This window comes from Betaproteobacteria bacterium (assembly GCA_016720925.1).
Lineage (GTDB): Bacteria > Pseudomonadota > Gammaproteobacteria > Burkholderiales > Usitatibacteraceae > UKL13-2.
The window spans coordinates 90,652-102,994 of the sequence record JADKJR010000009.1 but is presented as its reverse complement, the minus strand read 5'-3'; the positions used below and the strand labels follow the sequence as shown (position 1 = coordinate 102,994).

The following is a 12,343-nucleotide window of genomic DNA, read 5'->3' as shown; positions in this document are numbered from 1 at the left end:
AATCCGCTGCCAACCGTACCATGGGGATTGAGACCAGATCGAACTGCCCATTCAGGAAACCGCCATGACTCATCGATTGACCCGGGACGAATTTGCCGCGCTGGACGAAGTGAATAAAGCGCCCAAATCCGCCAAGCCCAGTGCATGCGTGGCCCGGAATGCGAAGCATCTCGTCGGCATCAAGTTCCTTTCGCATCGAAAGGACGGCAGCTACGCGCTGACCGAGAAAGGCACCGAGGCGATCCTCGTCATGAATTGCATTGCCGGGTTGCGCGCCCTCGCGACAGATGCAGACACGCAGCTTGATCCAGCGGTGACGACTTTTCTCGGGCGAAAGGGGCACATCGTTGCGACTGCTGTGCCTGGTCGTTTTGAAGTCACGCCAAAGGGGCATGAGTGCCTCGCGGATATCGCGCTTAATCCTTGACGCCGCGATCGTTCCACGTTGCCGTCAGAACGTGACGGCAGCTTGGTAGTCAGGTCACTGTTGGCTCAGTATCGGCGGCGACGATCGTAACCGTCATGCCGCTGGGCATAGTGCCCGCGTCGCGACGAGCCATGGCGCTCGACATATGCAGGCGCTCGATAGCTCGCGTAGCGGACCGGATAACTTTCGATGTACACCGGTGGCTGGACATAGCGAACCAAACGCGGCTCGTACTGCACTTCATACTGCGGCTCATAGTAGGGCTGGTAGGCGACCGGCGGCGAATAGTAAACGGGCGCGGGCTCATACCGGGGTTCATATCGCGCTTCATACCTTGGCTCATAGCGCGCGTATTCGCGTGTATCGCGTGTGCGCCCGCGACGATCGTAGTTGTCATCCGCCGCGCTACCGATAACCGCACCAATGATGGCGCCGGCGACCGCGCCATGCGCGCCGCCAAAGTAACTGCCAACCAGCGCGCCATCCACGGCGCCCACGATGGGGCGCTCCGACGCGTTGGCTTGAATACTCACGAGTGTTCCGGCTGAAAACAGGACGGCGATTGCAAACTTGTTCATGGTTCACTCCTTTTGTAGGAAACCTGTCCCTCATAGTACGCTTCATTGGACCGCGGATGCGCAGGCACGCCGCCCGCAAGTTTACGTATCAAAAAATGCGCCCCGCAGCGTCAGAAAATGCCCTTTCCTTGCGTGCGCAATGCCGAGATGCGTCGCATGTGGCGGCCGAAAGGTCCCGCAAATTGGCGTTTCGCGCACCATTTTTCGCAATTGGTCGGATTCCGTTTGAGGCCCGGCGCGCACATCCGTAAAGTTCAGTCATCAGCAGCGCAAACCCACCACCGACCCCAAGGAAAAAATCATGAAAACCAACTTCACACGCAGCAACAAAGACAACATCGCCACCGCCGCCCTTGTCGCCATCAGCCTGTTCGCCCTCGCAAGCGGCGTATTCACCAGCGCACCGGCCGCCGCCACGCACGCGCCTGCCGCCCTCCAGAAGATGGACGCGATCATTGTGACGGCTCCGCGCGTCGCACACGCCACGCTCGACACGATCATCGTCACCGCGCCACGCAACGTTAGCCACGCCTGATTGCGGAATAACCTTTTCGCTGGTGCTGGCGAAACCGAGCCCTCCTGGATCTTTGCCGCTTTAACCAACCGCACTATTTCCTGATTCCCGCGTCATTCATCGACCGCTGCAGCACGTCAACTTCATCAAGGAGTTTGATGAACTTGTTACCGAAGTCTGTCATCCGGTATTCCACACGCGGCGGCACCTCGGCGAAACTCGCCTTGTCCAGAATGCCGTAGCGCACCAGCTTGGTAAGCCGTTCGTTGAGCACCTTGCCGCTCAGCCCGTCGATTGCATGCTCCATTTCACCGGGTCGGCACACGCCCTTTCGCACCAGGCTCAGCACGGTCAATGACCATTTGCAGCCGATGATGCTTTCGACCATCTGATGAACACTTGGTTTTTCCATGTTCTTTCGAAATATTTATTTCGTTTGCGATCAACAAAATGCACCGGAAAGTGCCTACCCCACGAGTTTGTACCCGCTTGCCGTGACAGTCCTCCGTCCGTAGATTGCATGCTGTGTTGTCACACAAATCTTATTCGAAAAGGAATACAACATGCGAGCGATTCTCACAACCATGGCGGCCGCTGCCGCCGCTTTTGCCGCAACCATCACCAGCTTTGCCGCTGCCGCGGATCCCGCGCCGGTTCCATATCCAAAAGGTTACCGCGATTGGCACCACGTCAAGTCGATGATCATCAATCCCGGACACGGCCTTTATGATGCGTTCGGCGGGATCCATCATCTCTATGCGAACAAAGCAGCGGTGCGGGGCTATCAAACGGGTAAATGGCCTGATGGCGCCGTCATCGTATTTGACCTGCTCGATGCCAAAGCGGCCGACAAGACGGTGACCGAGGGCGCGCGTAAAGTGGTCGGTGTCATGCATCGCGACGCACGCAAATACGCGTCAACGGGCGGCTGGGGATATGAAGGGTTCAAGGGTGACAGCGCGACCGATCGCGCCGTCGGTGGCAATGCCGCCACCGCTTGCCATCAGTGCCACATTGCGCAAAAGGAATCCGCGTTCGTTTTCAGCAAATTGCGCCCGTGATGCCAACGGACGATGCAGAAGCGGCTCCCGCGCTGTGCGTCTCACATTGGCTCAACAGCGACAAGCCAATCACGCTGCACGAATTGCGGGGAAAGGTGGTGCTCATTCACGCCTTTCAGATGTTGTGTCCTGCCTGCGTCATGAGCGCCGGGCCGCAGGCCGTGCGTATTTGGCAGCACTATCGGCAGGGACCGCATGATGGCGCGGTGGTCGTGATCGGGCTACACACGGTCTTCGAGCATCATCACGTCATGACGCCCGCGGCGCTCGAAGTCTATTTGCACGAATTTCGCGTGCCCTTTCCGGTCGGCGTCGATGCAGCCGGACGCAACGGTCCGATTCCGCAAACCTTGCGCACCTTCGATATGCAAGGCACCCCCACGACGCTGCTAATCAACGCCGTCGGGCGCCTGCGCAAGAATCACTTCGGCATCGAATCGGATCAACAGCTCATTGCCGACATCGATCGTTTGGTTTCGGAACTGGCGTTGCGATAACCTCTTCCGCATTTTCGCAGGCTTTGAAGGCGTGAAGAGAAGAAGGACGGGGCAGACGGCAGTGCCACGTCCAGAGCGCTTCCGGGTGGCGAATGAGGCTTAAACACAAGCATTGGTGGGGCTTTCCAGCCATTTTTGGCCTGTATGCCCCGCCAATGCTTGTGTTTGCACAATCTCCTCGGCCCACGCTCCGGCCAATCAACCAATTGCGTTCTCGCGCGTTAAAGCAGCATGTGGAACGTTCTCTTATGGAATCGATCAAGCAGCCTCGTCATGCGCGCGATGGGCGCGGCGGCGTGCATTGGCGCGTTTGTCCTTACCTTGCCGGTCTTCGCCGCGGATAAATCTTTGCCCGCGTCTGCGGTCGATCGCCCCGTTGAAATTCACCAGCGGCTGGTCACGCGCGACGGCGAGAAATCGGTCGCACTGACATTGGACGCCTGCGGCGGCGGGTTTGACGCTGATCTCATCTCAACACTCATTGAACTTCGTGTGCCGGCAACGATTTTTGCCACGCGCAAGTGGATCGACCGCCATCCCAAGGGCATGGCGCTGCTCAACGCCCATCCGAAATTATTCGCTATCGAAGACCACGGCGCGGCGCATGTGCCGGCGGTAATCGGCGCGGACAAGCGCGTGTACGGTATGCGCGGCGTACCCGACATTGCGCATCTGCATGCGGATATCGACGGCGGCGCAAGCGCCATCGCCGCGACCGGGGCGCCGCGTCCAAGCTGGTATCGCGGCGCCACCGCGCTCTACGATCGCGCGGCGATCGGCGCCATCGAAGCATCGGGCTATCGAATCGCCGGCTTCTCGGTCAATGCCGATGCCGGTGCGACGCTGCCACGCCGCGCCATTTTGCGCGCCTGCAAAACGTCAAGGCTGGCGACATCATCATTGCGCACATGAACAAGCCGGCTTCGGACAGCGCCGAGGCGTTGAGCGATGCGCTGCCCGGCATGCTCCGCCAGGGGATTCAGTTTGTGACCCTACGCGGTCGCGCGGTGGAAACGCTGACGGCGGCTAACTCGCGCAGTTAGTGTGTGCCGTAACGGCTATTTCTTCAAACGGCTCGCAAGCGCGTCGTACACATCGTCACGCGATGTTACCGCCAGGATCGTTAATCGCCTTGACGCGTCGTCGATGTGATACGCCAAGCGAAATTGCGGCGAGGTGATTTTGATCCTATAGAGATCGCGCGCACCGGATAATGCGGCATTGGCGACAGGCGGATTTTCCAGGCGCTCTGCGAGTCTTGTTTTGAATCGCGCTTTGACACTGTTATCCAGGCGCGCCCACTCCTTCTCCGCCGCCGGATGGCGAGATCGTATGGCATCAAAGATCAGCGAGCGATATTGGTTTGCCTTTGCTTAGCGTGGGCAAGCGTTCGAGCGCGCGTTGTTCAACGAGCTTGTCCGCGACCAAGTCGAGCAAATCCCCCATCAACTTTGGTGATAGGACGTACGCGACCGGCGCGTTGTGATTCAACACTGCGACGGCTTCGCCCCCCGCGGCCTCGATCACCTTCATCGGCGCCTTGCGCAGTTCGCTGATTGCCACGCTGTAAGTGGCCCGAAGTTTGTTGAGTTCTGCCATGAGGTCTACTCGTTTATTTGTACAAAATATTGTAGCAAATTTGGTGTGGCGTGGACAACAGCGATAAAGCAGGCCAGACAGCGTTTCGCAACAAACTCAAGCACTGGCGCGGCGTCTGGCAGCAATTTGGCCTGGGAGGCGCGCTAATGCTTGAATTTGGCACGATGGTCATCTCGTAATTCCCGAGCAGACGGGAATCCAAGTTTTGCAAGAGGCTGCCCCCTTTTTCTTGCTATGACCCAATGCCGGGGGGTAGCCCGGCGGCTACTCACTTTTCTTGCTTCGCCAAGAAAAGTAAGCAAAAGAAGGCGACCCCAGGTTCGTCGCCCCGATAAAGCGTCGGGGTACCCTGCGCTACTCGGAACGACAGGCCGCTGCGGAACTCGGGCTCGTGGTTGCAATGGTGCAAAAGATTGAAATTGCGCTCGCCCTCAGACAGTCCTCGCGGACTTCCCCTGTCGTTCCTGCGTTGCTCGGCGACTCTCATGGAGACCCGGTCGCGGCGCAACGAGTGCAATGAAATGTTCAGTTTGAAGTTCGGGCTACCCTACGCTTAACCAACCCCCGAGCTATTTACAAAATCTGGAAACTTTCTGTCGGTATTCATTCATTGGCTGAAGCTCCATGGACGCTCGACGCACTTCAAGCTGCTCTGGATTTTCAATTTGCCATGGTTCCCAGTCCCCTTGACCTTTACATGAGCCTTGCGAGCCATACCGTTGCGGTAACTTGTCATTCTTAGCCACGCGGTCGTACAAAAAGGCATAGTGCTCCTTTGGCACACGTCCCTTCGCAGCGAGTGGCTTAAGGATTTCAAGTATTTCGCGCTGAAAGTCGACGTCAAAATCGGCATGTTGCACAATTAGCCATGCCGATTGTGTTCCGTCGAAGTCAACCTTTTCTAACGTTGGCCAGCCGGTGTCCTTTACTATCTCCTTGAGCCGGGCAAGATGAAGTTTGAAGACTTGTTGTGCCTTTTCCGGAGTCGCTCCATTTGATCGTATCGCATCTTGATCGTCTTTCCTCATTTGGATGAGCTCCTGCTTGATGTGATTCCAATTGATGGCACATGACGAGGTTACTAATAGCGCCATGCCGACGAGCAGGACTTTGATTGCAAGCAATAAATGATCTCGCGCGCAAAAGGCAACAGCACGAAGTCTGTTCATACGGCAGAATATTTTTTGTGAGTGAGCAGCGCAAACGAATGCCAAGATACAAGCAAGAATTCCATTCTTTTCCTTTGCAATAGATGGCAAACTGGGGCGATTGTTGTTCAGGGTGCTCATTAGTTTGCGCCTAAAAACCCGCAATCCCCCCGTCACTCCGCGGATCAAACCCACCCGTCAGCGCCCCATCCTTCGCCCGAATCAACGCCCCCGCATGCCCGACGCTTTCATCGAATTCACCGAGCTTTTCAACGTCATGCCCGCGCGCCCGCAAGCCATCAAACACCGCCGCGCCAAATCGTGACTCCAGCTTCAACGTATCCGACGGATTTCCCCACGTGCGGCCCAGCAACCAGCGCGGCGCGGCGATCGCGTCTTGCGGACTCATGCCGAATACGCCGATGCGCGTGAATACCGCGCATTGTGTCTGCGGCTGGCCGTCGCCGCCCATGGTGCCGTAGGGCATGACGCGGCCGTCGTTGAACAGCGCCATGGCGGGGTTCAACGTGTGGAACGGTTTCTTGCCGGGCTTGATGGCCAGCAGGGCCTTGGGGTCGAGTGAAAAGCTGGCGCCGCGGTTTTGCCAGTTGACGCCGGACTCATTGAGCACAATGCCGCAGCCGAACTCGTGATAGATCGACTGGATGAATGATACCGCGCGGCCTTCATTGTCGATCGCGCCCATCCACACGGTGTCGCCCGGCTGCCCGTTCTTGCCCCACGGCGCCGCGCGATCGCGTTTCACTTTCATGGAGAGTGCGGTAACGATATCGTCATCGAGCAGCGATTGCGCATGCACATTCATGTGCGCGGGATCGGTGATGTATTTATCGCGAATCGCGAACGCCTGCTTCGTGGCTTCGACGCAGAGGTGCACATATTCAGCACCAAGTGGATCAAGTCCCTTCAGGCCCAGTTTATCGAGGATGGCGAGGATCAATAGCGACACCACGCCCTGCGTGGGGGGTGTCATGTTGTAGAGATCGCCGAGCGAGTGCTTGACGGTCAGCGGCTCGCGAAACAGTGCCTGATGCCGGGTGAAATCGTCGCGCGATAACGGACTGCCGACGGCGGCAAGATCCTTGGCCATGCTCTGCGAAATATCGCCGCGATAGAAATCCTGCAAACCGGCCTTGCCCAAATATTCCAGCGTATTGGCGAGGCGCGGCAAGGCGAAACGTGATCCTGCGGCAGGTGCGACGCGACCGGGGTTCGTGCTGGCAGGCGCATCGACCAGGAAACTTTCACTGAAGCCCGGTTGCGGGCTCAGTTCTGCCAGTTTGGCCGAGGTGCTGGCGAACTGGCTTTGGGTGACGATAATTCCTTCTCGTCCGCGCGTGACGGCATCCGCCAACAACATCGACAGCGGCATCTTGCCGCGCCAGCTTTTGGAAACTTCCAACGCAGCGTCCCAGCCGGAGATGGTGCCCGCCATCGTATTGGCCGCCTGCGGTCCGCGAATCGGGATCGTCGATACACCTTGTTGCTTGTAGTATTCGAGCGTCGCGTTTTGTGCGGCAGCCCCGCAAGCGTCAATGGAAATCGGCGCGCGGCCAGGATCGTGAATCAGCCAGAACGCATCGCCGCCGATGGCGGTCATGTGCGGATAGACCACCGCGATGGTCGCGGCGGCGGCCACCATCGCCTCGATAGCGTTGCCGCCTTCGCGCAGGATGTGGGTGGCGGCCTCGGCGGCGGCAGCGTGGGGAGCGACGGCAATACCGTGTCGATAAGTGCGATTCATGACGTTTACCTTCCTTCGAAGATTATGCATGACCCGACCGGTATAATTGCGCTCCCCTCAACCACAGCGGCTTTCACTCGCATTTTCGATGAACGTGTTCTACGAAGAAGACGGCAGCTTCAAGGTAGGGCACGTGATGTCCGATATCGGCACGTCGCTGCAGATCGAATCGGTGTCCGGCAAGCGCAGCAAGATCAAGTCGAATGCGGTCGTGCTGCGATTTGAATCCCAACTTGACCAGTTCCTGCCTGCGGCGGAAAAGCTTGCTGCCGAGATTGAGCCCGACTTCCTCTGGGAAGTGTGCGGCGAAAATGAGTTCGGCTGCGAGGACATGGCGCAGGAATATTTTGGACACAAGCCGGTGTCCGCCGAGGTCGCCGCCATCGCATTGAAGCTACACGTGGCACCGATGTATTTCTACAAGCGCGGCAAGGGCCGCTACCAGGCCGCGCCGGAAGAGAATCTGAAGGCCGCGCTGGCGTCGATCGAACGCAAGAAGCGCGAGGCCGAGCAGATGGCAGGCTGGGTCGCGCAATTGAAGGCCGGCACCATGCCGGACGACATGCGCGCGCACCGCGATACGCTGCTGTACCAGCCCGATCGTAATACCCTTATGGTGAAAGCCTGCGAGGCGGCCGTCGCGGAAACCCACATCAATTTGCCACTGTTGTTTTTTCAGGCCGGCGCCTGGCCCGATCCACAGACCGCGCAATATGAGTACCACCTGGGCAAGTTCCTGCGCGAGTACTTTCCCCGGGGCCGCGAATACGGTGGCGCTACTGATGCAATTGAGCCGGCGGAGCTGTCGCTGGCCGATATTGCGGCGCACAGTATCGACGACGCCACCACGACTGAAGTAGACGACGCATTCTCCGTGAATCATCTTGATGCAACGCGCGTGGAGATCGGCATCCACATCGCCGCGCCGGCCCTGTTTTTTGATCGCGACAGCGCGCTGGAGAAACTCGCGAATACGCGCTTGTCCACGGTTTATTTCCCCGGTGACAAGATCACCATGCTGCCCGATGCCGCGATCGCCCACGCCACGCTCGAGGCGGGACGCATCTGCCCCGTGGTGTCGTACTACGCCGTGTTCGACACGGCGTCGTTTGCCATACTCGCGACCCGGTCCGCCATCGAGCGGGTGAAGATCGAAAGCAATCTGCGGATTCATGAACTCGAAGTGTATTTCGATGAGGCGGCGATCCTGCGCGGCCAGGTGGATGGTGACTTCGGCGAAGAATTGATCTTGCTGCACAAGGTCGCCAAGGCGCTCGGCGTCCGCCGCGGCAAGAATGAAAATGAGCAGGATCGTGTCGACTACAACTTCGATATTGTCGACGGCAAGATTGCGATCACCACCCGCAAGCGCGGAAACCCGATTGATACCGTCGTCTCCGAGCTGATGATTTTCGTGAACAGTGAATGGGGAAAACTGCTGGCCGACAACGGCGTCGCCGCGATTTATCGCGTGCAGCAGAACATGAAAACCCGCATGACATCCGACGCGCTGCCGCACGAAGGCCTGGGTGTGGCGCAATATGCATGGTCGAGCTCGCCCCTGCGTCGCTACGTTGACCTCGTCAACCAGCGGCAACTGATCGCTTTCCTGCGAAATGAAATCCCGCCGTTCCAGAAACGCTCGCGTGATTCGTTGAGCCAGTTGAACGAACTCGCCCGCCGCTTCGACGTGACCTACGACGCCTACAATGAATTTCAGCGCAATCTCGAGCGCTACTGGTGCCTGCGTTATCTGGAACAGGAGGGCATCACGCAATTTGAGGGCGCCATGATCCGTGATGAGCTGGTACGCGCCAACTCATTGCCCCTGATCGTGAAGCTCGATCGTAATCCCGAGTTGCCGCCCAGGACGCCGGTGACGGTGAAAGTCGGGGAGTTGGACTATTGGGACATTTCGGGGCGGTTTTCGCTGGCGGACCAAGCTCCGCTTCTCTAGCACCCTGCTAGAATGAGGCTATGTGTTTTTCGCCTGAGATAATGCCGATTCGCCATGCTTGACAAGCAACGCGAATTTGCCCGCAAGCTCGATACCCGCATCAATCAAAGACTCGATGCGGTGGCTGCTCTCCCGCCGCCGCCGGTGTTTCTCTCCGTGCAAAAGGCGCTCGCCGTCTCGGTGCCGATGCAATCGTCGGTGCTTTCCTCGGTTGCTTTCCACTTGTTATTGCTCTTCGGTGTCGGCGCCAAGCTGTTTGATCCCCGCCAGTTCTCGCCGCCCCACAACATCATGGATGTCGTGCTGGTCAATGCCAAGTCGGCCACCAAGCCCATCAAGGCCGATGCACTGGCGCAAGCCAATCTTGACGGTGGCGGCAATACCGACGAGAAGCGCCGCGCGGCGACGCCGCTGCCCGCCATCGAACAATCGGCGGCCAAGAACGCGCGTCAGGCCCAGGAAACCGTCAAGCAGCTTGAGCAGGAAATGAAGACGCTGATGACGCAGGTGCGCTCAACAGCGAAAATCATGCAGGGTGAAATCGCCCAGAAATCGACCGGTACACCCGACCCCGCCAGCACGTCGGACCTGATGCAAAAGTCCATCGAAATCCAGCGGCTGGAAGCGCAAATTGCCAAGGAATTCGATTCCTACCAGCAACGTCCGAAGCGCAAGTATGTCGGCGGTCGCACGCAGGAGTACCGGTTTGCGACGTACGTCGACAGCTGGCGCCAGAAGATTGAGCGTGTCGGCAATCTGAATTACCCGGGCCAGGCGCGCGCGAAAGGCATCCACGGCGCGGTGCAAGTGACCGTGGCGATCAAGGCGAACGGCGAAGTCGAAGACATTGAAATTCACACCACGCGGGCGGATAAAGTCCTGAAGGACGCCGTGCGGCGAATCGTGACGCTTTCCACGCCGTTCGATCGATTCCCGGAAAGTTTCAGGCGCGACACCGACATTCTGCACATCACGCGGACGTGGATATTTGGCCCAGGCGACGTGCTCTCGGCGGAGGCGCCCGAGGTCAAGTAAGGAGAAGAGTATTCAACCGGTTGCGCTCTGTAGCGGGAGCCCGGTGTGGCATTATTTCGTGTAGTTCAATTTCCTTCCGGAGCAATTATGAGCAAGCAGACAAAGTATCTTTTGGACGAAAACCAGATGCCGCGTTTCTGGTACAACCTTCAGGCGGATTTGCCCACGCCGGTGCCGGCAGTGTTGCATCCGGGGACATTGAAGCCGGTCGGCCCGGATGATCTTGCGCCGCTCTTCCCCATGGCATTGATCATGCAGGAGGTGAGTTTGGAGCGGGAGATTGAAATTCCTGAGCCGGTGCGCGATGTTTACCGTTTGTGGCGACCGACGCCGCTGTACCGGGCACACGGGCTGGAAAAGGCGCTCGGTACGCCGGCCAAGATTTTCTACAAATACGAAGGCGTCAGCCCCGCAGGCAGCCACAAACCCAACACGGCGGTGCCACAAGCGTTTTATAACAAGGAAGCAGGCGTAAAGCGGCTCGTCACCGAAACAGGGGCGGGCCAGTGGGGAACGTCGCTCGCGTTCGCGGGTTCTCTGTACGGATTGGAAGTTGAAATATTCCAGGTGCGTGTGTCTTATGACCAGAAGCCCTATCGACGCGCGGTGATGGAAACTTACGGTGCGCGATGCGTGGCGTCACCATCCAATGAAACCGTTTTCGGGCGTTCGGTGCTGGCCAAGAACCCGAATCATCCTGGCAGCCTGGGCATCGCCATTTCCGAGGCAGTTGAGTTGGCCGTGCAGCGCGAAGACACCAAGTACGCACTCGGCTCGGTACTCAATCATGTGCTGTTGCACCAGACCATCATCGGCCAGGAAGCCATGGAGCAGATGCAGATGGCCGACTCCTGGCCCGATGTGGTGGTCGGTTGCACGGGTGGCGGCTCCAATTTTGCGGGCATTGCCTTTCCCTACATCGGACACGGATTGCGTGGTGGCCAGAAGTCGCGCATCGTGGCAGTGGAACCCGCAGCATGCCCATCGCTGACCCGCGGCAAGTACGCCTACGATTTCGGCGATACCGGCCGCATGACGCCATTGACCAAGATGCATACATTGGGAAGCCAGTTCACGCCGCCGGGATTTCACGCGGGCGGTCTGCGCTATCACGGCATGGCGCCGCTGGTGTCGCACTGCAAAGAACTGGGATTGCTCGAAGCAGTGTCGTACAACCAGGTGGAGTGCTTTGAGGCCGGTGTGCTGTTTGCCCGCCATGAGGGCATCGTCCCCGCGCCGGAGGCGAACCACGCGGTCAAAGGCGCGATTGCCGAGGCAATGCGCTGCAAGCGCGAAGGCAAGTCCGAAACCATTTTGTTCAATTTGTGCGGCCACGGACATTTCGACATGACGGCCTACCAGAAGTACTTTGCCGGAGAATTGACCGACGAACATTACGATGAAAGCGAATTGGCGATGGCGCTGGCTGGATTACCCAGCGTGCCGGAACCAGCTTGACAGAGAAGTAGTGCCGGGCCATTGCGGCCCGGCTTTCCTAGCTCACCACCCGATCCAATAAAAGTGCTATGCGTCAGGCGGCATCGTCCTTGCGCGAACGCCAGCGCGGCGGCTCGCCTTTGATCCAGCAAACCGCAACGAGCAAGCCGCAGAGTAACGCAACAAACATGACGTAAGCGCCAGATTCCGTGCGGGGCGGGAACAAAAATGTGCCTGCAAACAACAGCGCGAAAAAAACTGCCAGAACAACCCAGCCTTGCCAAACGTCGGGAACTCCCCAACCCCACCCATATTTTTTGGCGGG

General features: G+C 58.5%; 14 protein-coding genes. 8 read left to right on the top strand and 6 right to left on the bottom strand.

The genetic code is table 11. The features are described from left to right. The first annotated feature begins 64 nt into the window (after nt 1-64). The gene (locus tag IPP88_14555) at nt 65-427 is read left to right on the top strand and encodes a hypothetical protein (protein ID MBL0123886.1); all 363 of its coding nucleotides are present in this window, start codon (nt 65-67) and stop codon (nt 425-427) included. A gap of 65 nt (nt 428-492) precedes the next feature. On the opposite strand, the gene IPP88_14550 is transcribed toward IPP88_14555, so the two are convergent. Next, the gene (locus IPP88_14550; protein ID MBL0123885.1) at nt 493-1,005 is read right to left on the bottom strand and encodes a hypothetical protein; all 513 of its coding nucleotides are present in this window, start codon (nt 1,003-1,005) and stop codon (nt 493-495) included. Between the two features lie 301 nt (nt 1,006-1,306). On the opposite strand from IPP88_14550, the gene IPP88_14545 reads away from it, so the two are divergent. Further along, a complete protein-coding gene (locus tag IPP88_14545) occupies nt 1,307-1,540 on the top strand; it encodes a hypothetical protein (protein ID MBL0123884.1) in 234 nt (77 codons plus the stop codon). A 73-nt stretch (nt 1,541-1,613) separates the two neighbouring features. On the opposite strand, the gene IPP88_14540 is transcribed toward IPP88_14545, so the two are convergent. Continuing rightward, on the bottom strand, nt 1,614-1,931 hold the full coding sequence (locus IPP88_14540; protein ID MBL0123883.1) for a helix-turn-helix transcriptional regulator: 318 nt from the start codon (nt 1,929-1,931) through the stop codon (nt 1,614-1,616). 151 nt (nt 1,932-2,082) lie between these two features. Here IPP88_14540 and IPP88_14535 point away from each other — a divergent pair, with 151 nt between their 5' ends. The 3 genes from IPP88_14535 (at nt 2,083) to IPP88_14525 (ending at nt 3,989) form a co-directional block, all read left to right on the top strand. Continuing rightward, a complete protein-coding gene (locus tag IPP88_14535; protein ID MBL0123882.1) occupies nt 2,083-2,580 on the top strand; it encodes a cytochrome P460 family protein in 498 nt (165 codons plus the stop codon). After that, the gene (locus IPP88_14530; GenBank protein MBL0123881.1) at nt 2,580-3,077 is read left to right on the top strand and encodes a TlpA family protein disulfide reductase; all 498 of its coding nucleotides are present in this window, start codon (nt 2,580-2,582) and stop codon (nt 3,075-3,077) included. The genes IPP88_14535 and IPP88_14530 overlap by 1 nt, the downstream gene beginning before the upstream one ends. A 231-nt stretch (nt 3,078-3,308) precedes the next feature. Next, entirely contained in the window at nt 3,309-3,989 is a 681-nt protein-coding gene (locus tag IPP88_14525; GenBank protein ID MBL0123880.1) for a polysaccharide deacetylase family protein, read from the top strand. Between the two features lie 146 nt (nt 3,990-4,135). Here the strand turns inward: IPP88_14525 and IPP88_14520 are convergent, their stop codons facing one another. From IPP88_14520 to IPP88_14505, 4 genes are all read right to left on the bottom strand, one after another. Then, nucleotides 4,136-4,426 carry a type II toxin-antitoxin system RelE/ParE family toxin gene (locus IPP88_14520; GenBank protein ID MBL0123879.1) on the bottom strand — a complete coding sequence of 97 codons (291 nt, stop codon included), beginning with the start codon at nt 4,424-4,426 and terminating at the stop codon, nt 4,136-4,138. Continuing rightward, nucleotides 4,416-4,676, bottom strand: coding sequence for a hypothetical protein (locus tag IPP88_14515; GenBank protein ID MBL0123878.1), 261 nt, complete (start codon nt 4,674-4,676; stop codon nt 4,416-4,418). The genes IPP88_14520 and IPP88_14515 overlap by 11 nt, the downstream gene beginning before the upstream one ends. Before the next feature lie 569 nt (nt 4,677-5,245). After that, nucleotides 5,246-5,965: a hypothetical protein gene (locus IPP88_14510; GenBank protein ID MBL0123877.1), complete on the bottom strand. Its 720-nt coding sequence runs from the start codon at nt 5,963-5,965 to the stop codon at nt 5,246-5,248. 10 nt (nt 5,966-5,975) lie between these two features. Then, on the bottom strand, nt 5,976-7,589 hold the full coding sequence (locus IPP88_14505) for a gamma-glutamyltransferase (protein ID MBL0123876.1): 1,614 nt from the start codon (nt 7,587-7,589) through the stop codon (nt 5,976-5,978). 88 nt (nt 7,590-7,677) lie between these two features. On the opposite strand from IPP88_14505, the gene IPP88_14500 reads away from it, so the two are divergent. From IPP88_14500 to IPP88_14490, 3 genes are all read left to right on the top strand, one after another. Further along, a complete protein-coding gene (locus IPP88_14500; protein ID MBL0123875.1) occupies nt 7,678-9,546 on the top strand; it encodes an RNB domain-containing ribonuclease in 1,869 nt (622 codons plus the stop codon). 54 nt (nt 9,547-9,600) lie between these two features. After that, nucleotides 9,601-10,581, top strand: coding sequence for a TonB family protein (locus IPP88_14495; protein ID MBL0123874.1), 981 nt, complete (start codon nt 9,601-9,603; stop codon nt 10,579-10,581). A gap of 87 nt (nt 10,582-10,668) precedes the next feature. Further along, a complete protein-coding gene (locus tag IPP88_14490) occupies nt 10,669-12,039 on the top strand; it encodes a TrpB-like pyridoxal phosphate-dependent enzyme (GenBank protein MBL0123873.1) in 1,371 nt (456 codons plus the stop codon). Nucleotides 12,040-12,343: the final 304 nt, after the last annotated feature.